This window comes from Holdemania massiliensis (genome assembly GCF_022440805.1).
Lineage (GTDB): Bacteria > Bacillota_I > Bacilli_A > Erysipelotrichales > Erysipelotrichaceae > Holdemania > Holdemania massiliensis_A.
This window is the reverse complement of sequence record NZ_JAKNTK010000001.1, coordinates 729,956-755,351: the sequence shown is the minus strand read 5'-3', so window position 1 is coordinate 755,351 and position 25,396 is coordinate 729,956. Positions and strand designations below refer to the sequence as shown.

The 25,396-nt window shown below is 44.8% G+C and carries 22 protein-coding genes; 1 reads left to right on the top strand and 21 read right to left on the bottom strand.

The window, feature by feature from the left end:
* Positions 1-6 precede the first annotated feature (6 nt).
* The 7 genes from MCG46_RS03465 to hslO form a co-directional block, all read right to left on the bottom strand.
* The gene (locus MCG46_RS03465) at positions 7-1,416 is read right to left on the bottom strand and encodes a hypothetical protein (RefSeq protein WP_240277669.1); all 1,410 of its coding nucleotides are present in this window, start codon (positions 1,414-1,416) and stop codon (positions 7-9) included.
* Positions 1,413-2,297 (bottom strand): ATP-binding cassette domain-containing protein, encoded by an 885-nt coding sequence (locus MCG46_RS03460; protein ID WP_240277668.1) that lies wholly within the window; start codon positions 2,295-2,297, stop codon positions 1,413-1,415. Before MCG46_RS03460 ends, MCG46_RS03465 begins: the two co-directional genes overlap by 4 nt.
* Positions 2,291-2,671: a GntR family transcriptional regulator gene (locus MCG46_RS03455; protein WP_240277667.1), complete on the bottom strand. Its 381-nt coding sequence runs from the start codon at positions 2,669-2,671 to the stop codon at positions 2,291-2,293. The genes MCG46_RS03460 and MCG46_RS03455 overlap by 7 nt, the downstream gene beginning before the upstream one ends.
* Positions 2,668-4,149 (bottom strand): S41 family peptidase, encoded by a 1,482-nt coding sequence (locus tag MCG46_RS03450; protein ID WP_240277665.1) that lies wholly within the window; start codon positions 4,147-4,149, stop codon positions 2,668-2,670. Before MCG46_RS03450 ends, MCG46_RS03455 begins: the two co-directional genes overlap by 4 nt.
* The gene (locus MCG46_RS03445; RefSeq protein WP_240277663.1) at positions 4,150-5,601 is read right to left on the bottom strand and encodes a S41 family peptidase; all 1,452 of its coding nucleotides are present in this window, start codon (positions 5,599-5,601) and stop codon (positions 4,150-4,152) included.
* Positions 5,602-5,750: 149 nt separating this feature from the next.
* Entirely contained in the window at positions 5,751-6,752 is a 1,002-nt protein-coding gene (dusB, locus tag MCG46_RS03440) for a tRNA dihydrouridine synthase DusB (protein WP_240277661.1), read from the bottom strand.
* A complete protein-coding gene (gene hslO, locus MCG46_RS03435; protein WP_240277659.1) occupies positions 6,740-7,627 on the bottom strand; it encodes an Hsp33 family molecular chaperone HslO in 888 nt (295 codons plus the stop codon). The genes dusB and hslO overlap by 13 nt, the downstream gene beginning before the upstream one ends.
* A 204-nt stretch (positions 7,628-7,831) precedes the next feature.
* Here hslO and MCG46_RS03430 point away from each other — a divergent pair, with 204 nt between their 5' ends.
* A complete protein-coding gene (locus MCG46_RS03430; RefSeq protein ID WP_240277658.1) occupies positions 7,832-8,719 on the top strand; it encodes a MurR/RpiR family transcriptional regulator in 888 nt (295 codons plus the stop codon).
* A gap of 78 nt (positions 8,720-8,797) precedes the next feature.
* Here the strand turns inward: MCG46_RS03430 and MCG46_RS03425 are convergent, their stop codons facing one another.
* The 14 genes from MCG46_RS03425 to MCG46_RS03360 form a co-directional block, all read right to left on the bottom strand.
* Positions 8,798-10,192 carry a 6-phospho-beta-glucosidase gene (locus tag MCG46_RS03425; protein ID WP_240277657.1) on the bottom strand — a complete coding sequence of 465 codons (1,395 nt, stop codon included), beginning with the start codon at positions 10,190-10,192 and terminating at the stop codon, positions 8,798-8,800.
* Complete coding sequence (locus tag MCG46_RS03420; RefSeq protein WP_240277656.1) at positions 10,182-10,526, bottom strand: PTS lactose/cellobiose transporter subunit IIA; 345 nt, start codon at positions 10,524-10,526, stop codon at positions 10,182-10,184. The genes MCG46_RS03425 and MCG46_RS03420 overlap by 11 nt, the downstream gene beginning before the upstream one ends.
* 3 nt (positions 10,527-10,529) lie before the next feature.
* Positions 10,530-10,898 carry a PTS sugar transporter subunit IIB gene (locus MCG46_RS03415; protein ID WP_345893083.1) on the bottom strand — a complete coding sequence of 123 codons (369 nt, stop codon included), beginning with the start codon at positions 10,896-10,898 and terminating at the stop codon, positions 10,530-10,532.
* Between the two features lie 78 nt (positions 10,899-10,976).
* Complete coding sequence (locus MCG46_RS03410) at positions 10,977-12,131, bottom strand: MFS transporter (protein WP_345893094.1); 1,155 nt, start codon at positions 12,129-12,131, stop codon at positions 10,977-10,979.
* A 53-nt stretch (positions 12,132-12,184) separates the two neighbouring features.
* A complete protein-coding gene (locus tag MCG46_RS03405; RefSeq protein ID WP_240277655.1) occupies positions 12,185-13,552 on the bottom strand; it encodes an MATE family efflux transporter in 1,368 nt (455 codons plus the stop codon).
* An 81-nt stretch (positions 13,553-13,633) separates the two neighbouring features.
* Positions 13,634-15,046, bottom strand: a complete 1,413-nt coding sequence (locus tag MCG46_RS03400) for a 6-phospho-beta-glucosidase (protein WP_240277654.1) — start codon at positions 15,044-15,046, stop codon at positions 13,634-13,636.
* A 67-nt stretch (positions 15,047-15,113) separates the two neighbouring features.
* Positions 15,114-16,427, bottom strand: coding sequence for a PTS sugar transporter subunit IIC (locus MCG46_RS03395; protein ID WP_240277653.1), 1,314 nt, complete (start codon positions 16,425-16,427; stop codon positions 15,114-15,116).
* 112 nt (positions 16,428-16,539) lie between these two features.
* Complete coding sequence (locus tag MCG46_RS03390) at positions 16,540-17,571, bottom strand: Gfo/Idh/MocA family oxidoreductase (protein ID WP_240277652.1); 1,032 nt, start codon at positions 17,569-17,571, stop codon at positions 16,540-16,542.
* Entirely contained in the window at positions 17,568-18,560 is a 993-nt protein-coding gene (locus tag MCG46_RS03385) for a Gfo/Idh/MocA family protein (protein ID WP_240277651.1), read from the bottom strand. Before MCG46_RS03385 ends, MCG46_RS03390 begins: the two co-directional genes overlap by 4 nt.
* Positions 18,560-19,030, bottom strand: a complete 471-nt coding sequence (locus MCG46_RS03380; protein ID WP_240277649.1) for a heme-binding protein — start codon at positions 19,028-19,030, stop codon at positions 18,560-18,562. The genes MCG46_RS03385 and MCG46_RS03380 overlap by 1 nt, the downstream gene beginning before the upstream one ends.
* 382 nt (positions 19,031-19,412) lie before the next feature.
* Complete coding sequence (locus MCG46_RS03375; RefSeq protein ID WP_240277647.1) at positions 19,413-21,962, bottom strand: excinuclease ABC subunit UvrA; 2,550 nt, start codon at positions 21,960-21,962, stop codon at positions 19,413-19,415.
* A gap of 11 nt (positions 21,963-21,973) precedes the next feature.
* A complete protein-coding gene (locus MCG46_RS03370) occupies positions 21,974-22,555 on the bottom strand; it encodes a sugar O-acetyltransferase (protein ID WP_240277645.1) in 582 nt (193 codons plus the stop codon).
* Complete coding sequence (locus tag MCG46_RS03365) at positions 22,552-23,925, bottom strand: MATE family efflux transporter (RefSeq protein ID WP_240277643.1); 1,374 nt, start codon at positions 23,923-23,925, stop codon at positions 22,552-22,554. The genes MCG46_RS03370 and MCG46_RS03365 overlap by 4 nt, the downstream gene beginning before the upstream one ends.
* Positions 23,926-24,183: 258 nt before the next feature.
* Entirely contained in the window at positions 24,184-25,347 is a 1,164-nt protein-coding gene (locus MCG46_RS03360; protein WP_240277640.1) for an iron-containing alcohol dehydrogenase, read from the bottom strand.
* Between the last annotated feature and the right edge of the window lie 49 nt (positions 25,348-25,396).

Here is a 25,396-nt window from a genome sequence, read left to right as displayed (position 1 = left end):
ATTCCTTTAGAAAATCTGAACATTAAGACTATCAATTTCGAAAGAATGATTCTGATATGGATTTTCTGTTCTAATCATTGTATTGACCTCTGTTCCCTGTGCATTTAATTCTTCCAGCAGCGGTTCAATCAGATCTGAATAATAAGGAATGATCAGTCCAACCTGATCCTCCTGCAGCCGATAAACGATCTGGATAAATCCAGTACTTCCTTTTAGCCCCTGCCTGCGATATCGCTGTTCTGCCTCCTGCTGAACCTCGACGAGGATGCTCTTGCTTTCTGCACTCATCGTCGCTGTTTTCTTAACAGAGAATTCCAGATAATAAGGTTCTCTTTCTCCGATTCCAAAGTAACGATTAATAAAGAAAATCGAACCTTCTTCAATCGCATGCGTCATACCCCAGCCGCCAGTATACCGCCATGACCAGGTCACTCCCTGGATCAGCAGAAATTCCAGAAGCAAAATACCGATCATTCTTCGGTTAAACTGGATTTTTGCCGTTGAAATAAATTGGATCAACAAATACAAGACAATGCTTAGTGATATAAAAATGAGCGCATTACGCAGCTTAGCCACGGTCATCGCACTGACGATCAATAAGGGGGCCGCCGTCAGTGCCGGCATGAGTTTGAACAAAGAGGTCTGCGTCAATGTTCGATGCTCATTCTGACTATTATTTTCTGTAATCCTCAATAAAATCCAAAGACTAAAAATGACAGCCAAACCGTCCAAACTCAGGCATACTGGAAAAGCCGGAATCTTTCCGTCCAGAATCAAGATCTTGGCCGCCTGGGTAAAGAAGCCAGTCAGCGTTCCGAAGTCATGCAGCATATTAAAAAACAAATTACACTGCTGCCAATAAATCGCTGTCGCTCTCATTACGGCTACCAAGGCTGAAACAATGAATACCGGGGCCAGCGTCCAGACTAAGATTGTAAACAGCGCCTGGAAATGATTGCGGCTGCGGTAAAAAACAAAACTGCAGAAACTTAAATCAACGATCATGGCACCAATCAATAGAATCAGGGATTGAAGAATACTGATTCCCGTCGCATCCTGACTGAATACAAATGAAATTCCCATACCCACCCAGGCGATCAGAAAAGGCACAAGATAGATCAGCACGCCCGCGCACAAACGAGTAAAGATTAAGCTTCTTTTTGTCATCGGCAATTGACCTAAGCTGACTTTTTCCGCTCGATTCGTTACAAACCCCAGCTGACGCTGCACCAGAATGACGATGATCATCAACAAATAAGTAAAGATCAAATTAAAGAAGCCACTGGCATCGGGATTAAGCAGGCTGGGAAAATTGATCGCCAATAACGGCATCATCATGCCGTCAAAAAGCAACAGACACAGGGCTAAGCGAAAATCACGTTTCAATAAGTACATTAAATATTTTTTGTTGATCATGCCAGTTCCTCCTGCTTTTGCAGCTGAGCCAGAAAAATTTCTTCCAAAGAACAGTCAAACAGTTCAAGCAGTACCGGATGGAATTTCTGCAGCCGCTTTTCCGTTTCTTCCCGCTTTCCCCGCAGAATCACCTGCGCCATCCGTGAATGGATTTCCAGTTTCAGCACCTCAAAATCCTGAAACAAACCAGGATCAATCGGATGGTCAAAAGCAAGTTGGACTTTGATCATTTCCTGCTGGATTTGAAGCAGTGAATTCTGATGGAGAATCTTCCCCTGATCCAACAGGGCATATTCATCACAGAAATTCTCCAGATCCTGCAGACGATGGGAAGTTAAAATCGAGGTCATGCCTTCATCAATCGTCTGCGCCGCCAGCTGTCCCTGCAGAATTCGCCGGGCAACGGGATCCAGTCCGTCAAACACCTCGTCGATCAAAATCAGCTGCGGATGCATCGCCAGTCCTGCGGCCATTAACAGCTGACGCTTCATTCCCTTACTCAATGTGGAAAACGGCTGGGTTGAATCCAGTTTTAATTCTTTTAACAGTTCGTCGAACAATCTTGAATCGGCGTTTGGATAAAACAAAGACAGATAAGCGATCAGCTCCCGGCCGTTTTCAGCTGAGGGAAAGACCGGCTCATCCTGAACTAAGAAAAGCTTCTGTTTCACCTGCGGATTATCAAGAATCGTCTGATCCTGCCATGTGATCGTTCCTTCATCGATCACAGCCGCACCGCTGATGCAATGCAGCAGCGTTGACTTCCCCGCTCCGTTTATCCCGATTAACCCAAGAATCGTTCCCGCAGACAGCTCTAAGCTGCAATGCTCCAATACCGTTTGCTGATCATATCTTTTGCAGCAATTCTCCACCCTTAACATGATTGATCCCCCTCATTGTAAATTTCATGAATCCATCTTTGTACTTCAACTTCGGAAATTCCGCTTTCCTGACAACTTTGCACCGCTTCCTGCAGCTGCAGTTTCAGCTTCTGCTGCAGCACCTTATGAACTTCCCTTCCGCTGACGAAGAAGCCCCGTTTTGGTTCAGTGACCAAAATTCCTTCTTCTTCCAGTTCCTGATAGGTTTTTACAACCGTATTGGGATTGATTCCCAGATCGCGGGCCAACATCCGCACTGAAGGCATTCGATCCCCCGGCTGCAGAACATTCAGGCTGATATACCGCACGATCTGTTCCTTTAGCTGTTCATAGATCGGCTGACGGCTGCGCGGGTCCAATGTAAACAGGCTCATCTTGCGGTTCGCTCCTGAATCTGACGCTGCAGGGTTTCCATCGCGGCGATTAAAACCGTATCTTTTTCCTCAAGCAGATCCTCCAGCGTCATTTTCACTTCAATATCCGGCTGCACGCCCTGATTCCAAAACAGTTGCTTATCCGGAGTAAAACAAAGATCGACCGTTAATGAATAGAAGCTTCCATCCGATAAGTTGACCCGATTGTTATTCCCCGATATTCCATAGGTTCTTAGCCCTATTAAGGTAAAATTGTCCATCAATTTCGCCGTCGCCGCAAAGCTTTCCGCCGACGAAGCTGTAAACTGAGAGGTCAGTACGACAACAGGCTTATCCATAAACGCAGTAGTCAGGATCGGATAGGGTTCAGGTTCCTGTTGTTCCAGCAAGGTTTCAATATCGGCATCCGCACCATAATATTGATGCTTCATCATGCGCGCTGCCTTACGGTTAAGCTCGCTTCCTGAGTAAAAAACAGGATCAGATTCCGATCCATACGGAACCAACGAAGAATGGAATTCGGAGTCAAAGTAATAGCCATTAGGCACTGGTTGATCAGAAAACGATTGCAGAATAGTCAGCGCATTCGTAAAATTGCCGCCGTGATTGTTTCTTACATCCAGGATCACGCCCTGATAGTTTTCCAGAATTGGAATCACCTGATTTTCATAGAGCTGAAAGCTTTGTCCTAAAAAAGTGGATATTTCCACATAGACAAGTTCCTCACTGATTTCATAAACCATATATGGGCTGGCGCTGAGCAGCAGCTTTTTATCAGACAGCGTTGGACTCAGCTGATTGAAGTATTGCATTCCAGAGGCTTCATAGGTGGACTGAACTTCCAAGGTTTCAGCCTGAGGCGTAAGCCATTTCAGCGTAATCCCGGTTCCCTTCTCACCTTTCAAAAACTGCTTTATCATTTCGCTCTGACGGGCGGGTTCTGTCAAAACCGGAACATATTTCGCAAACTGTTCTTCAATATAATCCCATGCCGGCTGACCCTCCACTTCCATCAATTCACTGCCTAAAGGAACATCATAATTTCTTGAGGATCCGTCCAGAATCAGCTGGCCATCCAGATCCACCAGCGAAAACGGCAGAAAAGCAGAATCCAGCTGTAAATCGGAAGCCGGCACGAAATCTGTATGTCCATCCTGAAGCAGCGCGACAAACTCCCGCAGGCAGTTCACATAATCCGTATCATTTTCTGCCTGAATGATGCGGGGTAAGAATTCATGGTATTTTGCATCCCAGTCAAAATCATCCGGCATTACAATCCAGTTGCCATAGTAATACTGCGCCGTTGACCAGATTTCAGATAAAACCGCAACCCGCTCCTCCACTGTCCGGGAGCATGGATTCTTCGGGTTTTCGGTATTCGGCGTTTCCTTTGCCGAACAGCCTGTCAGCATCAGCACCAGAACACAGGCTAAGTATAGAATTTTCTTTTTCATCGTCTGTCCTTTCCTGATCTCCATTCAGCTCTCTGCTTTACGCAGCGTTTCCTGCAATACTTCTACTGCGGTATTCAGCACGGTATCTTCCCGGTTCTTTAAATCCTCGATCGTCTGCCAGACTTCAATATCCGGAATTGCCCCATGGTTCCAGATACAATAGCCTTCGGGACTGTAAACATTATCCACTGACAAAGAATAAGAACTGCCGTCCGGAAGCTTCACAGAATGATTATTCCCGGTTGCGCCATGCGTTGTTAATCCCATCACCGTAAAATTCTCCATTACCTTGGCTTTAGCCGCAAACGTATCCGCCGCGGAGCCAGTTTGATCTGAGGTCAAAACAATGACCGGCATAGATAAGGTCATCGGCACGTCAAGCGTATTCCAATAATCCGCTCGATTCAGGGCATATTCAGAACAATCTTGGTCAATTCCATAGTAGGCATGCTTCATCATTTTCTGAGCCATAGATTTTGTCCGATCATCCGCCTGATAATTTGAATTATCCGAACCATAAGGAACCATCATGGAATAAAATGTTGAGTTGAAGACGGTGGTTGGCGGTACGCCCGCGTTGGATAAGGTCTGCAGGATTACATCTCCATGATAAGAATTTCCGCCGGGGTTTTGCCGTACATCAAGAATACAGCCGCGGTATTCGGCCAGCTGCGGCAGGATGATATTCGTGAAGGTATCGTCCATGCCGCTGCTCGCAAACGATCGGATTTCAATGTAGAGAATATCCTCATTTATCGGTGCGACGGTATAAGTATTCGAGTTATACAATCGTGTATCAAAGTCTGTCTTCGTTGAAAGTTCATCCGTGATCCCATGATTATGTTTATCATATTCCAGCTGAATTGCCTTCACAGAATGATCTTCCATTTGAAATTCAAGCGTGACGCTCTTTCCGATCTGATCATTCCTGAATTGTTCCACGGTTTCGCGCGTATGCGCGGGTTCGGTCAGAACGGGAACATATTTGCCATAATGAGCCAGGATATAATCTAAGGCCGGTTCTTCATCGATGCGCAGCAGTTCACTGCCCAATTCCAGATCCACACTGGCGTTTTTTCCAACGAGATAAAGACTTCCGTTAAGATATTCCAGCTTGATCGGCAAACTTCCCTTATTGGCGGCATAGCCCGGAAACGGGCGGTAATGCGTATGTCCATCATGCAGCAAAGCGGTAAACTCACGCATTAAGTCAACATATTCATCATCATTTTTTGCGTTCATCACAAGCGGCAGACATTGCTCAAAAGCAGCGTCCCAATCCACTATTTCAGATAATTGTTCCCAATAACCGTAATCGTATTTCGCCGTGGACCAGACCTCGGCCAGCGTCCGCACCCGCAGCTCCTCCCCAATCGTACATGACTCCGCAGAATTTTCTGCCGATCTGCTGGAATTGGATGTGCACCCGCAGAAAAGCAGCAGAACGATCAGCAGCGCGATTCTCTTTTTTACCATACTTCTCCCCCTTTACGATCATCATCAAAATTTCAATCTGTATCATTTCTAATAATACAGTATAATACATTCTTGCTTTTGTCAATTTGTGAACGAAGAAAAAAACCACTTCCGCTTCAATCCGGAAATGGTCTTCCTTGTCGTTCTTCTTATTGTGTAGGAAACAGCCAGTCAAAGTTTCCGCTGACTAACGCTTCTTCATACTGGCGAAGCAGTGTTTCCAATTCAGCATACGCTGTCATCTGGTTGATCCGATCCTTCATCCGATTGGAATAGGGAATTCCCTGAATATACCAGCAGGCATGTCCGCGCATTTCCTTCATGCCGACCCGTTCACCTTTTAAGACACACAAGCGCCGCGCATGTTCCAAAGCGATTTCAAATTTCTCATGATCGCTGACCGGCGTGATTTCCCCTGTTTTCGTAAAGGCATGAACCAGATCGCGAATCAGCCAGGGATTGCCCAGTACGCCCCGGCCGATCATAATCGCATCGACATGGGTTTCCTCCATCCGGGCCATTGCCTCTTCGACTGAACGGATATCTCCGTTGCCGATAACCGGTATCGAAACTTTTTCTTTAACCTGTTTAATCCAGCTCCAGTCTGCCTGACCTTCGTAAAGCTGACTGCGGGTCCGGCCATGGACAGCCAGAGCGCTGACCCCAGCCGCTTCCAAGCCCTGCGCCATTTCCAGCACATTGATCGAGGAATGATCCCAGCCCAAACGAATTTTCGCTGTTACCGGCTTTTGCACAGCAGCGATGATTTTCCGCATCAGCTGATAGGTCGCCTCCGGGTCTTTCATCATGGCGCTGCCGGAACCGGAATTGACCACCTTCGGCACCGGACATCCCATATTGATGTCGATCACATCACAATCCGTTTTATCCAGAACCTGCGCGGCCTGAATCATCGAAGCTTCCTCATGACCGAACAGCTGCATCGCAATCGGATGTTCATTCGGCGCTAGCTGCGTCATCTCCATCGTCTTTTTGTTGGAGTAACAAATCGCCTTATCGCTGATCATTTCAGTATAGATCAATCCGGCGCCGAATTCATGGGCGATCGTGCGAAACGCCGCGTTGGAAATACCCGCCATCGGTGCGATGACAACCGGGTTGGCAATTTCCAGATCCCTTATTTTCCACATGCCGCTTTGAACTCCAGAATCGTGCGGAGATCTTCTTCCGTGAACTGATATTTACTGTTGCAGTATTCACACTTCACTTCGCAGCCATGATCCTCTTCCAGCATTTTTTCCAGTTCTCCCCGATCCAGCGTCGTTAAAGCTGCTTTAAACCGCTGCTTGCTGCAGTCGCAATGCCATTGAACCGGTTTTTCTTCCAGAATTTCAAGATCCTCAAACAACATCATGGCCAGAGCCTTTGCGTCATGACCTTCCTTGACCATCTCAGAAACCGGCTTCAGCTTAGCTACTGCGGCTTCGGCCAGCTTAATATCTTCCTCTGTCGCTTCCGGCATCATCTGAATTAAAATCCCGCCGGCAGCCATAACGGAATTATCCGTATCAACCAGCACGCCGAGCGAAACGGCCGAAGGGGTTTGTTCAGAAATCGTAAAGTAATATGCGAAATCCTCACCGATCTCACCGCTGACCAGGGCCACCTGTCCGGTGAAGTCATTCTTCATGTTCATCCGTTTGATGACCTTCAAATAGCCGTCCTTGCCCACAGCGGTGCCGACGGCCAGTTTGCCGGTATCATTGTATTTCAGATAGATTTCCGGATCGCCGACAAATCCCCGTACATCGCCATTGGCCCAACCGTCTGCCATGATCGTACCAATCGGACCGCCGCCGTTGATCTGCACGGTGACCTTCTCTTTTTCAGTCTTTAACATGCTGCCTAAAATCGCGGTAATGGTTAAGACCCGTCCCAAAGCGGCCGCGCTGGTCGGCCACAGATCATGCTGCTTCCGCGCCTGCTCCGCCAACTGCGTTGAGGTACAGGTCAGAACCCGAATATGTCCATTCGCACTGATTGCATGAATTAATGTATCTTTCATATAAGAAACCTCTTTTCTGTATTTCGTTTTTAGCACCCTAAGTTTATTATTAATGCCTGAGCTTGTCAAATCCCCTGCCTAGTTTAAATTATTGGGAAGTAAATATGTCAGGCATATTATTTTTCGCGTTTTTATTTTGTTGAATCATTCCTGTCAGTATTTTATACTAATTGTAAATATAACAGGAACCTATTGGGAGGCATTATGCTCATTGAAGATCGTTTAAAAAACGAAGATTTTTCATATAATGAAGAACTCATCATTCAGTATATTCTTGACCAAAAAAGTGCAATTCGTACAATGACTATGCGTGATATCGCAAATGCGACTTTTACTTCACCAGCAACGATGAGCCGAATTGCTCATAAGCTTAATTATTCTGGTTGGGAAACATTAAAAGCGGATTATTTAAAAGAACTCGAGTACTTAGAATCACAAGTTTCTGAGATTGATGCAAACCAGCCTTTTAATAAAGAAGACAGTCTGCTTACCATCGCGACTAAGATCTCAGTATTAAAAAAGGAATCCATTGACGACACACTCTCATTAATCAAACAGGATGATCTTAGAAAATCAGTAAACATTTTGGAAAAAGCCGATCTCATTCATATTTTTGGTGTTCGTCAAAATGCATTGATTGCGCAAAGTTTTAAACACAATTTAATGCAAATTCAAAAACATGCTGAAATCCATTCGATTCAGGGACAGATGATGTTTGATGCTTATCAGGCCCGATCCTCTTCTTGTGCAATTATTCTTTCCTATTCCGGCGAAACACGAACATTGGTTCAGTGTGCAAAATATCTTAAAGAACACCAGGTTCCGATTATTTCCATCACCAGTATAGGCAACAGCACAATTTCCAGTCTTTCATCCTGTAATCTTCGTATTTGCACAAGAGAAAAACAGTTCTCCAAAATAGCCTCTTTCAGTACAGATGTATCCATTATTTATCTGCTGGAAGTTCTGTATTCTTGTTTATTTACACAAAATTATGATAAAAACTGGAAATCCAAGGTATCTCCTTCTTTTGACATTGAGCAAGATAAAACAACGCGGATCACGTTAGGCATTATAAAGGAAAAAGACTGAACGACCGTTGTATCAAAAAAATCCTCCTTTATCAGTTCATTGATTTTGAACTCGCTGACAAAGAAGGATTTTATATTTTTATAATCCCTGATTCGTTAATTCACGGGCAATTTCATCTTTAATGATCGTGTTTTTACTTTCTAATTCCGCAATTTTCTCAGCAAATTGCGGAAGATATTTTTTATGCGCAATCAGTAATTCATTTAAGACTTTGACTGCATTTTCCCCTGAAGGAATTAGTGGATTCAGGAAGAAAGCTTGCATTGCTTTGCCATAATCTCCTGTCACAGCCGCTTCTTCCACACAGAGTTCCATGTTTTTCATGCATTGCAGCCAGCCCCGCTCTGCAGCATTTAACCTGCCAAAAGCCAGCGGTCTTGCGCCAAGGTTGCCGATTAAGGAAGAAACCTCAACCGCAACATCAGCAGGAAGATCCGGAATTGCCCCGCGATTCATGGTCGTTACAACCATATGGAGATTAGAATTTGAGTAAACAGCAGCAATCGTTTCACAAGCTGCATCACTATAATGAGAACCGCCGCGTTTTGCCAACTGTTCCGGTTTCTCATTTAACGCCGGGTTTTTGTAAAGTTCAAATAATTCTTCTTCTGTTTTCTTAACCTGCTGCGCGCGCGTTCCGATCCCCTTATATTCTTCCAGTCCATGCTCCAGCTGTTCCTGCTGACGATAATAATAACGATGATAACCGCAAGGAATCATTCTCATTTCTTCAAGCTGCTCTCTGTAAAAGGGTACCTGATAAATATTGGTTGGAATTCCTGTATCTTTCCCTTCAAACATCGCTGCAATAATCTGCATCGTAACCTCATTTCCGGTTTCATCAAAAACCTTATGCCAGTGGAAATGATTTAAACCCGCATATTGATAAGTTAACTGATTCAATGTTTTATTGATTGTTGCAGGTTCCTTCATCATCGCATTAACGGGAACATTACATAAGCCGATGACCTTTTTCCATTTTCCATATTTCATTACAGCTTCTGTAATCATTCCGCTTGGATTTGTAAAATTAATTAACCATGCATCAGGACATAACTCTTTCATATCTTTGACAATGTCCAGAATAACTGGAATAGTCCTGAATGCTTTGAATATTCCGCCAGCCCCATTGGTTTCCTGGCCCAGCATTCCATAAGAAAATGGAATTCTTTCATCTTTGATTCGAGCATTTAACAAACCGACGCGAAATTGTGTTGTAACAAAGTCAGCATCCCGAAGTGCTTCCTTACGATCCAACGTTAAATGAACTTGAACGTCATAAGGAGAGGCATCCCACATTCGCTGTGCCATTGCACCGACGATTTCCAATTTTTCCTTTCCTTCTTCGATATCAACCAGCCAGATTTCTCGGATTGGAAGCTTTTCATAGCGCTGAATAAATCCTTCCATCAGTTCCGGTGTATAACTGCTTCCACCGCCAATTGTAACGATCTTCACTCCTTTATTCGACATTGTCTTCCTCCTTAGATATTTTCAAATATTTTAATTGTTTATAAAGACTGATAAATTCTTCAGCTAAAATACCAAAGCCTTCGGCACTCATTAATTGGTCTTCCGCATGCATTAAAAGTAAGGAAAACTCTGTTTTTTCACCTTCAGCCTCTTTCTGGATTAATTCCATATGGGCATGATGACCTTCGATAAATACTTTCTGGCCTTCTGCCAGAAGATTTTCAGCTTCTTCAAACTTTTCTTCTTTTGCACAGTGGATAGCCTCAATGTAACAGGATCTCGCGGTCCCAACCGCGCTGATAATATTAAAACTGACCAATTCAATTCCATTCATTTTTTAATCTCCTAAAATTTTTTTCACTTGCTTAATAACAGCGTCACCATCCATCATTCCATACGCCCGCATATCAATCGCTTCCACAGGACAAGGAACTTGTTGTTTTACCTTATTCAAATTGAATTTTACTTGCGGTCCCAGCAGAATCACATTCGCAGTTTGTCCATGAATTGAAGCCTCCGCGACAGGATGAGCTTCCACTTCACATTCATATCCAATTTTTGAAGCGCTCTGTTTGATTTTATTTACAAGCAGACTTGTAGACATTCCGGCTGCACACAACAATACAATCTTTCTCATATTTACCTCCATTATTGTAGTAGTTACTTTTATCTGCTTTGTATGAAAACAATTGATCCTTATTTCCATACCTGCCTTCCCAATCTCTCTAATTATTCAGGATATTCTTAACCCCTTCCTTCGCACGGATCGTTGAATCATCAAGTTCTAATGATACATCGCAACCGTGTCGCCTTTAGGCATTCTGGACTTTAACGTAATGCCGAAAGCCAGGCACGATACGATGAATAAGAAACAATAAAACAGCTGGCTGCCGCCATGATCAATTAAATGGCTGGATATCACCTGGAAACCTATCGTGACAAAATTTTTAGCGGTCATGACAATCGATAAGGCGGTCATTTGATAGCGAACATCAACAATTGTCCGAATCACCTTCATATTGATCATGATGTAAGCCATGGTGGCCACTGATTTTGTGCATAGAATGACCACAATTTTGATTGGCAGCCACGGAATAAACGCCATAGTTGCGAATTGCAGGATCAATAGAATAAATTCGATAAGCAGCAAAGTTTTATTCGGTATATGATTAATAAATTTACTCCCTGCAAAAATGACAAGCAGCTCTAAGAGTGTTCCCAACGAAACAACGGTAGCCGCTCCATTGACAGACATTCCATTTTCCTGCAGTATAACAGGAAGATAGGTAGAATGGACAGTGGTTGCACCATAGAACAGAACCGCAATGATCAAATAAATGAGGTACTGCTTGTTGAAAACGTCACGCAGACTATATGGAAGCTCGGCACTGGATTTCACATCAGACTCATCAAATTTTTGTACTCCCAGAAATCCAAAAGCACAAATGAGAATCGCCAGGGAAAAGAAATAATAGACACTTTCTCCTGAAAGATATTGAAAAATCAGACCGCTGACCTGAATTCCAGTTGCATAGCCGATTGAGCCCCAAATACGAATCGAAGCATACGAATACCGTGCAAGCGTTGCTGTTTTCTCGATTACTGGATTGCAGCCGTTCATACACCCCAGAGCTAAACTGTAAAAAACTGCCATCCAATATATTTTTTGACTGTGTACAAACAGGATTCCTAAGACACTTCCGGATAGAAGCAAACAAATACTTACCTTCTGTTTATTAAACCGATCTGTCAAATTTCCAATAAACGGCTGAATCACCATGGAGACAATCAGAGCGCTGGAAGTGACTAAACTCACATGTCCGGCAGAATATCCCTTGTTCATGAGATAAACAGAGATTAAGCCGGAGAAGAGCGCCATTGACAGATAATAGAATAAATACATGAAGAAATAGCTGAGATAAGAACCTTTATAGCGAATCGATATAAAACCACCCCCAATTTCAATATACCGTGAATGCCGATGCAGCTAAGCTAGCTTGGCAGTGAGGAATCCTTCGTTAATTGATGATTTAGAAATCGCCGGAAATTCATTGCATTGCAGCCGACCGTTATCCAGTCTGAGATAGGTTCCGCAAGAACGACAGCGAATACACCAAACGGAAGAAAAGCGGGTAACAAATATAAAAGCGGAATGAGCAGAATGACTTTTCTGAGAAAGGCGAAGAAGAATGAATATTTTCCAGCCCCCAAAGAATTATAAGTCTGCTGAAAGGTAGAATTTGCCCCCATCAGCATGCAGCCAAAAATGTAAATTCTAAGCATCGGTACTCCAATCGCGATTAAATCTGGATCCGAATTAAAGATGCGGATAAACAAATCCGGTTTGATCAGCATACACAACGTTGCCGCCACGCTGATAACGATCGTTGTTTTTAATGCAAGACTCAGCGTTTCTTTTACCCGAGAAAATTGATGAGCCCCGTAATTGTAGCTGATAATGGGTTGTGAGCCTGATGCGACACCTTCAATCGGCAGCAGAATGAACTGATACATCGAAAACAGAATAGTCATGGCTGCGACAGCCAGATCTCCGCCATATTTCAAGATCTGCATATTGAAGCAAATATGAAGGATCCCCTCTGATGCACTCATAAAGAAGGGGGAAGCGCCCAACGTTAATATATCTTTCATAACATGTGGGTCAATCTTCATCTTCGCAAAGGAAATTTTTAATTTTGTGCGCTTGCCAAAAAGAAACTTCAAAGCCCACATACAGGAAAGCATCTGCGCTAAAACGCTGGCCAGGGCCGCCCCCTTTACCCCCAGATGAAGGGTGAAGATAAATATAGGATCAAGAATGATATTCAGAATTCCGCCCATGATCGTTGTCATCATCGCGGTCTTTGCAAATCCCTGCGTGGTGATATAATAGTTCATTCCGACTGTCAGTTGAATGAACAGGGTCCCCAGACAATATACGCCCAGGTAATCCAAAGCATAAGGAAGCGTTACAGGACTGGCTCCAAAAGCTAACAGCAGTGGTTTCTTCAATAAAGAGACAATGATTGTGATAAGAATCGAGAAAAAAACCAAGCATGCAAAACTGTTTCCAAGGTATCGTTCAGCTTTGTCATAATCCTCACGACCCATGTTGATCGCCGCATAGGGGGCTCCGCCTCTTCCAAACAATCCGGTCAACGCATTAAATACGGTGGTGATGGGAACACACAGACCAATTGCGGCAATGGCCATTGCTCCGTCCGGCATTCTGCCGATAAACATCCGATCTACCATGTTGTAGAGCAGTGTAATGATCTGCGCACAAATGGCTGGAATTGCCAAAGATAATAATAATTTTTTAGGATTTTCCGTTCTTAACCGCATTTCATTTGAACTCAATATTTCCACCTTCTTTTAAGATTAACTTCATCATCTTCAGCATTCTTTACTTCCTGTAAATTAAAATTGCACACGGCCCGCTTAGAGTTCTTCGCCATTGGTTTTTATAACGTTCTGATACCAGTAAAACGATTGCTTTTTCAATCTTGCCTGCGTTCCTGTTCCATCATCGTGCTGGTCAACGTAAATAAAACCATAACGTTTTCTCAATTCACCGGTGCCGGCGGATACCAAATCAATGCATCCCCAGGAAGTATATCCGATAACATCAACACCATCCTTTTCGACCGCATCCTTCATGGCCTGAATGTGTTCTTTTAAGTAACTAATTCGATAATCATCCTCAATCGTACCCTCAGCCGTCACTTCATCCCGCGCACCCAAACCGTTTTCAACAATGAATAAAGGAATTTGATAACGATCATACAGGTCATTCAAGGCTAAACGAAGTCCCAGCGGATCAATCTGCCATCCCCAATCCGTCGCCTTCAAATAAGGATTAACTCCTGCTTTTGACATATTGCCATCCGTTTGTTCAATCGGTCCCGTACCGACAACCGAAGAAAAATAATAGCTGAATGAAATAAAATCAACAGTTCCCTGCCGCAGAATATTTTCGTCTAGCGGCTTCATCACGGGTTGGCTGTGATTGCGGTCCCAATAGGCTGTGCATGTATTGGAATAATACCCGCGAACCTGGACATCAGCGCAATAATACAATGGCAGCATCTTCTCCCTGACCATCAGCTGATCTTCAGGATTACACGTTTGCGCATAGGTTTTCGGATAGAGCAGCATGCAGCCAAATTGAAACTCAGGATTAATTTTTCTGCCTTCAATAATCGTTAAAGCACTTGCTAATAACTGATGATGCATAACGTTGAGCTTTGTCTGAGCCTGATCTTCCCCTTCAGCATAGATTATTCCAGCCTGATGCCAAGGCCGGGGATTGGTTAGAGCGTTATTGATCTCATTGAAAGTCAGCCAATATTTAACTCGGTGCTGATATCGCCTGAGGATGACTTTCGCATATCTAAGCGCAAAATCAACTAGCTCACGATTGCGCCATGAACCATATTTTTTGACCAAATGGTACGGCATTTCATAGTGATGAATTGTGACTAAAGGTTCAATGTTATATTTTTCTAATTCGTCTAATACGCGGTCATAAAACGCGAGTCCTTCTTCGTTCGGTTCGGTTTCATCACCGTTTGGGAAAATTCGTGTCCATGCGATGCTAAAGCGGTAGACCTTAAATCCCATCTCGGCGAATAAGGCAATATCTTCTTTATAATGATGATAAAAATCGGTAGCGGAATGGCTGGGATAGAATACATCCGGCAATATTTCCTGATCAATGACGCGTTTTACCCCATGGACGGAACCTCGTTCAATATCAATGATGCTTATTCCTTTTCCGCCTTCCTGCCAGCCGCCTTCCACTTGATTCGCAGCTGTGGCTCCGCCCCATAAAAAGTCTTTTCTCAAACTCATCAATAACAACCTTCTTTCTTTTAACAGACTGCGGAAATTAACCGCAGTCTGAAGTATCAATCACGTTTTAATTCGTATCGTTTGCTTCTGCGTTCTCGGCAAGTTCCTCTTTGTATGCCTGATTATCCATTTTTTTAAAGAATGGCAGATAGATAAAGAATGATTCCAGAATAACGATGATCTGAATGACCATCAAACGCCAGCCGCCGATGAGAAAGCCAGATAATAATGGCGGAGTCGTCCAAGGAACAGTGAAATTTGTAAACAGCGGCATAAATCCGATAAGGGCAAAGAAATAACCGGTCAGCACTGCGACAATCGGAGTCAGGATAAAGGGAATAAACATCGTTACGTTGTAGGCGATCGGAAAACCGAACAATACAGGTTCATTGATCTGGAAAATGGTAGGAACGATAGCCAGTTTCCCAAGAGCTTTATAGCGTTTTGACTTTGCCAGGTACAGCATAGCCAAGACCAGTCCAATCGTAATCCCGCTCCCCGACATACACATAATCTGCCGATTCCAGTTAGTACTAAATAAATAAGCACCATTTTCCAGTGTTAAAGCCATGCCCGCATCCACAATTGCCTGATTGCTGATCGCATTGGCTTTTAGGAAAGGATTGAAGACGCTGCCGACTACGCTGCTGTGGATACCGAAGAACCAGAAGAAATTCTGCAGCAATGTAAAGATCAGATATCCCCCCAGTGAACCGGTCAAGCCCTGCAGCGGAATTTGGATAATTCCATAAATCATTTCCGCAAAGGACTTATTCGCAAGAACCTCTGCACCGATATTTAAAAGGAATGCTAAAATAATACAGAACGCCGCAGGAATCAAAGCCGTAAAGGAATTAGCGACATTGGACGGTACAGAATCAGGAAGCTTAATCGTTATATTTCGATTAAGGACTGCGCTGTAAAGCGCTCCGACCACTAATCCGACAAAGATGGCGCAAACAGTTCCCGCGCCTCCAAACCAGGATTTGGAGATGGCGCTGGCCACCATCATATCGCCGCTGGCGGCATATCCCGGAATCAAAATAACAAAGCAGGAGATCGCGACTGCAGCGCAGCAAAGCGGATCTTTGACTTTGATCTTGCCATATTCATAAGCAATGCTGAATACGACAATCAATCCGATCATGTCTGATGTAGCCGACTGCACCTGAGCGATTGGAGTTTTCCAGTCTGCCCCAAAGATGCTGCTCATTAAAGGTGCCCAACCCGACCATGGGAAATTCCCCAAGAGGATAAAAATACTGCCGACAATGGTGAATGGAACCAAGCGAATCATTCCATTTTTGAGTGCGACTAATGGAGTAAGTGAGAAAAACCAATTGATTTTCTCAACAAAATAATCCATTTTCTGTGAGTTCATAAAAATTCTCCCTTCTTTTGACTGACAATTTAATTCTGACAAAAATTTTTAGATCGGAATTCTCGGTTACTCTATAGATCACCTTCCCCTGTTTTTTCTTCCTTCAAAAACATTACTTCAGAAGCTGAATACCCTTCTCCAGAATTTCAATCTGCGCCAGCGTTTCTTCCGGTTTAACCAGCTGAGGAGCGCCATGCATAATCGTTTCATAGAGTGCATCATAATAATAACCATAGTCCCCAGGCTCCGTGATCACCTTTTCCTCATGATATATCTGATTTTCATCATAATAGATCAACGTTCCATATTCCGAGGGCTTATCTTTCCCAAAGCCTTCCTGACCTGGCATATAAAACATTTTGAGATGTTCTTCCTGCTTATCTTTGACCGCTTTAACAAACATGCCTTTGCGGCCGTAGACAGTAAAAGGCGGACGGGCTTTGACGCGGAAATAGCTGGACTTAACTGAGGCTTTCATATTGCCGTAAAACAGATCAACATCGAAATAATCATTCATTCGCCCCTCCCCCAACAGCTGACGGACATCATACTGTACATGGTCAGGAATACCCCAGTAGGAAATAACCTGATCCAGTGTATGGCAGGCATGGCCATATAAGAAACCGCTGTATGGACGGTATACATGGGCAGGATCTGACGGAACTTCCGGCCGATAGTAATCGAAACTAACCTCTACTTCAGTTATTTCTCCCAGCTTTCCACTTTCAATGACTTTTTGTGCAGTAAGGAAATCACTGTCGAAGCGCCGATTTTGATAACATTGCAGCATAAGCCCTTTGCTTTTGGCCAAGTTAAAAATCTCTTCAGCTTCCTTGCGTGTCGGTGTGAACGGTTTTTCAGAAACACAGTGTTTACCGGCTTCCAACACCTGCTTTGCCAGTGCATAGTGCGTACTGCTCGGTGTCGACAGAACAACAACCTGAATTTCAGGGTCGCTTAAGACGACCTGGATATCCTCAGTGTAAATGACGCCGGGAATCTTTTTCCAAGGATCGTGCGCTGACTTCGGGGCGCAGATCGTTTTAATTCTGATCTTCTCTTCCCTTGTTCTCACAAATGGAATGTGATAGCGATTCGCACTTCTTCCATTGCCGATAAAGGCAATAACCATTTTCTCACTCATGCTTTGTCCTCCTTATTAAAATGAACATCAATTCCATTCTGACGCCGTGCTTGTTCCAGAATTTCACTGACGGCCAGACTGATCTCCAACATTTTATTTTGACATGGCCAATCCTGCTGCTTCAGCATCCTGTCAAATTCCATAAATTCATGATATAAGCGATGCCGGCCGGATTGATCACAAAATTCCTCTTGTTCACCATTGTTTTTCAACAGCTGCCAGCTGTCCATCTGATTTACCGCCTTAGGAATAACAATGCAGCCCTGCGTCCCCTGAATGGTACTTCGTACCGGAGCTTTGCAATCTTTAGCGCCAATTGCGGAAACTTTGAAATCACCGTAATCGAGAATTAAGACGCCGCTGGTATCAATATTGCGTTCCAGGTTGGCAAAGTATTGAACGGCTTTGGGTTTGCCGAACAATCCGACCACCGCATGCAGATTGTATACGTTCAGATCCATTGCCGCACCGCCGGCCCGCTGCGGATCAAAGGCGGCCAGCACTTCACCTCTTTGAAATGCGTCATAGCGCGAAGAATATTGACTGTAATTGAAATTGATGATTTTAGGCTTGCCGATCTTTTGAATAGAACTTTGCAGAGCTGCATAAGCCGGCAGATAATGAATATTCATGGCTTCAAAGATCATCTTGTGATGCTGCTCCGCAATTTCGATCAGTTCCTTTAGCTGCGAGGTATTCGCTGTAATCGGTTTTTCAATAATGACATGTTTGTCCCGCTCCAGCGCCTTTTTAGCGAAAGCCGCATGCAAGTGATTAGGAAGCGCAACATAAACAGTATCAACATCACTTTTAAGAAGTTCCTCATAATCAAGAACGTAATCGGTCAAGTGATTTTCATGGCATAGCCGCTGCGTTTCCTCTTCAGTTTCCTTCGTTCCTAATATAATTACTTTTTCAAAAGGTAAATCTTTGATCGTTTTCATTAAAGCTTTAACGATCATTCCTGTCCCCAGAATGCCCAGCTTCATCAGCGCACCTCCTTATGCTTGTGATTTCTTAAGGCCTCAATGATCAAATCGTGGTCTTCGTGATGAACTAATCCAGAGACCGATATGCTGCCGCGAACCTGTCCTTCCATACGGATTGGAAATCCACCTCCGCAGATTGCCAAAGTTTTGTCTTCTTTAAACGCCTCATACTGCTTTGTCCTGTCGTTCACAGCTCGGATGTAGAGAGAGCTGTGACTGAACTTCATTACTGTATTCTCTTTCCGGATCAGCCAGGAGTCATCTTTTTTGCCATCCATCAAATATTGAAACAGAACGAGGTTCTGCAGGGAAATACGGATTCCAATTCCCTTATCCCCGTTGGCTTTACTTCGCTCCCCGCAATACAATCGTAAAATTTCATTCCCGATCAGCCAGGCATCATGATGATTGAATTGATTAAAAAACAACTCATTTTCTTCCTGAAGAATTTCCTGTTCATTTTTTTCCAAAAGCTTCACAATCCTTTCTCTATTTCTTTGGATGATCTTACTTTACCGCAGTCAATTCTTTTTTTAAATCGAATGTAAGCGCTTTTAAACACTGTATACATTTTTGCTTTTTTTATTGAATTATTTTGTTAACAAGTTTTCGATTGTTATCACAATTTAATATTTCACAAGATAACTGATGCCTGTTTAAGTGAACAATGAGTTCCCTTTTCCTTAAGTGTCTCCAGCCAAAATTCATTTCAGCGTGGCCGAAGCATAACAAAAAAAGCAGGAAACCACTATTTCTGAAGGGTCCTCCTTCATCCGCAGTCTTCTCTGCTTTCTTCCTTCTTTTTTCCATCCTCAGTCTGCGATCGGAAAATCAATAAATCCTATATGCATTTTAATGCTGTTCCTTAACTTTCTTTAAATACTTCCCCGTTACACTTTGGGGATTGTCCATCACGGTTTCCGGGGTGCCGACAGCGACAATCCGTCCCCCGGCATTCCCGCCGCCCGGTCCCATATCAATAAGATAATCAGCGTTGGAAATCATATCCAGATCATGTTCGATGACAAGAACCGTCGCGCCAAACTCCACCAGCCGGTCAAAGACTTGCAGCAAAGTGCGGACATCCAGCGGATGCAGTCCGATTGTCGGCTCATCAAAAACAAATACGGTTCCGGTCTGCTTTCGTCCCATTTCTGAAGCTAGCTTAAGCCGCTGCGCTTCCCCGCCGGATAAACTCGGCGTTTCTTCCCCCAGCGTCAGATAGCCCAGACCTAAATCCTGCAGAACCTGCAGCCGCTGTGCAACTGTTTTTAAGTCCTCACACGCTGCTAACGCCTGCTTTACATCCATCGCCATGATTTCCGGCAGAGAATAGGCGTTTCCGGCTTTGCCTTTACGCTTAATCAGATCAGCTTTTCTGGCATATCGGGTTCCCCGACACTCAGGACAAGGGATTTCGATATCGGGAAGAAACTGAACGTCAAGACTGATCGTTCCCGTTCCGTCGCAGGTTGGGCAGCGCAGTTGTCCGGTATTGTAGGAAAAATCTCCGGCTTTGTATTGCAAAGCCCGGCTTTCCGGAGTTCTTGCATAGATTTTCCGCAGTTCATCATGAACATTGGCATACGTCGCTACGGTTGAGCGCACATTCACTCCAATCGGAGTCGCGTCGATCAGCTTCACCTGCTGTATTGATTCCGCTGAAATGGCTTTAATATGAGAGGGAAGCTGCTTCCCGGTGATTTGGGCTTCAAGCGCGGGAATCAGACTTTCCAGAATAAGCGTGGTTTTCCCTGATCCGGACACGCCTGTCACCACCGTAAGCCGTCCCTGCGGAATGTCCACCTCCAAGGGTTTTACGGTATGAATCTCGCCGGTTGATAAGTGAATTCTACCCCGATCAAACACTTGGTCAGGCCCAATGGGTTTCCTTTGCCGCCGGCTGCCTTGTCCCAACAGAAAGGGGCCGATCTGCGATTGGGGATTTTTGACAACCGACTGCAGCGGACCCTGGGCAAGAATGCGGCCGCCCTCTGCCCCCGCTTCCGGTCCCAATTCCACAATCCAGTCTGCTTCGGATAAGATCTGCGTGTCATGATCGACCAGCACTACGGAGTTCCCATCGGCAATCAGATCCTGCATTACTCCGGTCAAACCGGTGATATTCGACGGATGCAGTCCGATCGACGGTTCATCCAAGACATACAATACCCCCGTTGTGCGGTTGCGGACTGCCCGGGCCAGCTGCATGCGCTGCCGCTCACCGGTCGAAAGGGTTGCGGCCGCCCGATCCAGACTCAGATAACCCAAGCCTAAATCCATCAGCCGTTTGGCCACCAGTTGGAAGGATTCGCAGATTGCCTCTGCCATCGGACGCATTTCGGCAGGCAGGGAATCCGGTACCTGACTCACCCATTCGACTAACTGATCCAGCGTCATCGCACAGGCTTCATCGAGCGAAATTCCCTGCAGCTTCGGCTTTCTTGCCTCGGCTGAAAGCCGGGTTCCGCCGCATTCCGGACAAACATCCTGCTTCAAAAACTTTTCAACCCGCTTCATGCCCTTTTCATCTTTGACCTTTGCCAGCGCATTTTCCACCGTGTAATTGGCGTTGAAATAAGTGAAATCCAATTCCCCAGCCTGATTGCCATTTTTCGGTTTATAGAAAATATGCTTCTTCTCTGCGGGTCCATGAAAGACAATATCCCGTTCCTGTTTACTCAATTGTGAGAACGGAACATCTGTGCGCACCCCCATCGCCCGGCATACATCTGTCATTAACGACCACATCAGCGTATTCCAAGGAGCTACCGCGCCTTCATCAATCGTCAGGGATTCATCAGGAACCAAAGCCGCCTGATCCACAGTGCGGACAACACCCGTTCCGCCGCAGACAGGACAGGCTCCCTGACTGTTAAAGGCAAGCTCTTCCGCGGAAAGGGCGGAGAAATGCACCTGACATTGAGGACAAACTAGTTTTTGACCGGCGGCCACGGCAAGCGAAGGTTTGACATAGTGTCCATGCGGGCAGCAATGACTGGCAAGCCGGGAATACATTAACCGCAGGCTGTTCAAAAGCTCTGTGCCGGTTCCAAACGTACTGCGGATGCCGGGCACGCTGGGACGCTGATGCAGCGCCAGCGCCGCGGGAATAAAATTCACCTCATCCACCTGCGCCTTAGCCGCCTGGGTCATGCGGCGGCGCGTATACGTGGAGAGCGCATCGAGATAACGTCTTGAACCTTCCGCATACAAAACGCCCAAAGCCAGCGAGGATTTTCCGGAACCGGAAACACCGGCGATGCCGACGATCTGATTCAATGGAATATCCACATCTATATTTTTCAGATTATGTACCCGGGCATTGCGTACTTCAATCTTATCGGGAATCCTTTTTTCCTGCTTTTTTCTCTGATCTGCCTCCATCTTCTGTTCCCCCATCCTTTCGTTTCCTATTTTTCATTTTGTTCTATTATATCATTTTCAAGGCTGCGAATCACTTTAGCCGGAACTCCGCCGACCAGGCAATTATTTGGAACATCCTTTGTTACAACTGCTCCTGCAGCAACGATCACATTATTCCCCACCGTAACGCCGGGTAAAATAGTAACATTTCCGCCAATCCACACATCATCTCCAATCGTGACCGACTTGCTAACGGCAAGGTGCTGCCGCCGTCCTAATGGGGAAATTGGATGATTCACCGTAGTAATCAATGTCCCTGGTCCGATCATGACATGATTTCCAATCCATACTGGCGCAATGTCAAGAATCGTAACATTATAATTGGTTAAAAAGTGATTGCCGACATGAATGTTCCTGCCATAATCACAATTAAAAACCGGCAGAACAACAACATCTTCCCCAACAGAACCAAAAAAGGACTGCAGCATTTGTGTTCGCTGCTCCGTGTTTTGGATGGGGATTGCATTGAGCTTCTGACAATTTTCCAAAGCCTGAATCTTTCGTGCATTTACCTCTTCATCCCAAAAATCATAAGTTAATCCTGCGTCTAATTTTTCAATTTCTTTCATTTACTCTTTACCTCATTTTCATTCAGGGGATTTTGAATCAAAAAAACGACAGCCAAGAAAACGGTGCAGGTTATCCAGATAAGCGGTTCGCTCACGCAGACGCACAGATAACCAAGCCACGGAATCAACCATAATCCCGCGATCAGTTTAACCCCAAATTCAAAACTGCTGGATAAGATCGGAATGATCTTTTGTCCCATTGCCTGCAATGCCGTCCGAAGAGCCAGAAGCAGTCCAAGCGCGGGAAAACAAATCAAATGAAACCGCAGACTCTGGACTGATTTTTCAATGATATATACATCTGTTGTACCGGTTAAAAGACGTACCATCATGGTTCCAAATCCAATACTAATGCAGGCAGAAATGAGTCCCCAGCCAATTTCCATGAACATCGTATTCTTTAACGAGTGCCTCACACGCTGTTTTTTGCCAGCTCCCCAATTTTGACTGACAAACGTGGAATACGCCGTGGCAATGGATGCCAGCGGCATCATAAAAATACCGATCAGTCTGCGGGCAGCCGTATGGGCTGCAATTAAGCTTTCACCTAAGCCATTGATTGCACGCTGATAAATAATGGAACCGAAATCGACAACACACATCATCGCTGCCATTGCCATACCTGAAGTGACCACATCTTTGTATACACCTGCTTCAATAACAAAGTGCCGTCTTTCCGGAAGGATTTGCCGATATTTTAATCCCAGATAGACGCCGGAGAAAACTGCTGCACAGCTTTGTGCAATAACCGTTGCCATGGCCGCCCCCTGCACACCCCAGCCCAGGTTTACGATAAACAGCGTATCTAAGCTTAGGTTAATGAAACATGATAGAATTAAAAACATCAAGGGTGCCTGACTGTTTCCGATTGCACGAAGAATTCCTGCATGCATATTGTATAAATTGGTAGACGCCATCCCGCCTAAAATAATCACAATATAGAGATAGGCATCCTCAAATATACGATCGGGAACATTCATCCCCTGCATAAACGGCCGTATTGCAAATAGCGATAAAACAGTTAAAACTAACGTTATCAATCCGTTTAAAACGATTGCGGCAGCAATGGACTTCTTCATCCCTTCCCTGTCTTTTGCCCCATACATTCGTGAAATTACGATCCCATAGCCGCTGTTCATCCCGGAGGCAAAGTCAATTAACAGGGAATAAATTGAACTTGTCGCACCAATTGCGGCGATTGCCCTGTCGCCCAGATTATATCCTGCAATCATCGTATCGGCGATCGTATATACCTGCTGAAAGATATTGCCGATAAATAAAGGAATGGCGAATCGCAGAATCAGCCGGATTGGACTTCCTGTTGTCATATCGCCGTTTTCAGCCTTTGTATTCCTGATTTTTCTATTCATTTTCATTCCTGTTCCGTAAAAAGGCAGCTGCGTTAACCTGAGCTCCCCTTTGCGGATAAAATCCTCCTCTTCATCCAATTTTTCATTAAATCTTACCTGCCGTTATTAAGCTTGAGTAAAACTAAAATGGAACTTCACTCAGAAAAAGCGGAGGGTGAAGTTCCGGTTTTATGCAAGCCGCACACTGATGCTTTTTGATAACCCTATCTTGTCATTCATGACCGATTCAACGCTTGGCTGTTTATCAATCATCGGTTCTTACTTGTAGGATTTCTTATAAATTTCCAGATAATCCTGATCAGAGAGCGGCAGCGGATCAGCTGTGATATCGCCGCCCAAGACTTCATGGATTTTCTGCGGATACAGTTTTAATTCCGCTTGCGTAATTCCGACTTCACTCATTTTCAGATCTGCGCATCCCACTTCAGCAATCAGATGATCCAGCGCATGGATAAAGTCTTTTCCTGAAGATGCATCTTCAACGCCCATTGCTTTTGCCATCTTAATCATCGGTTCTTCTGCCGCTTTACGCTCTGCAAAGAAATCATAATAAGCATGCGCTGTCATGATCAGACCAGCCCCATGAATCAGATCAGGATGAAAACTTCCCATGACATGTTCCATCGTATGGGCAGAGGTGCACAGCATATAATAGGCTGCTAGCGAATTGGCCAGCGCCATGTTCTCCCGTGCTTCTTTATTGGAACCATCCTTATAAGCAGCAGGCAGATATTTCGCTGTCAGTTCTATCGCCTTGAGGGCAAACATCTCACCCATCGGATGTTCATTTTTGTTGATCATGCTTTCAGATGCGTGAAAGAATGTATCCATTCCCTGATAAGCCGTCAGCGCTGCAGGCACACTCAGCATGAGATCAGCATCAACAACAGAGAGCGTCGGAAACATTGAAGGGAAGAATATCCCTGTTTTTTCTCTGGCTTCGTCATCGGAGATGACTGCGGCAATGTCCACTTCGCTGCCGGTGCCAGCCGAGGTTGTGATGCAGACAATCGGTATGGCATTGTGTTCGGCATTTTTCTTTCCGCCCGCTTGACTCAGGCTGTAATCCCAAATTTCTCCTGGATTGGCTGCCATCAGCGCAATACATTTACTGCAGTCCATAACCGAACCGCCGCCCAGCGCGATGACGAAATCACAGTGCTCTTTCTTGACGGCTGCTGCTCCATCCATCACATTTTTCCTTGTTGGGTTCGGACGGACTTCATCGAAGAGCGCATATTCAACTCCGGCAGATTCCAGTTCCTTTTGCAGCCGGGATAAATAACCGTATTGCTTAACAGACTGTCCGCTCGAAGTGACAATCATCGCTTTTTTACCTGGAAGCTTTTCGTTATGCAGCTGGCTGAGCTGACCGGCACCGAAGAGCACACGGGTCGGCATGTGGAAAATAAAGTTATTCATGAATCATACCTCCTGAAATTGATTGTTTTTCCTTCTCTGTTCAGCATAA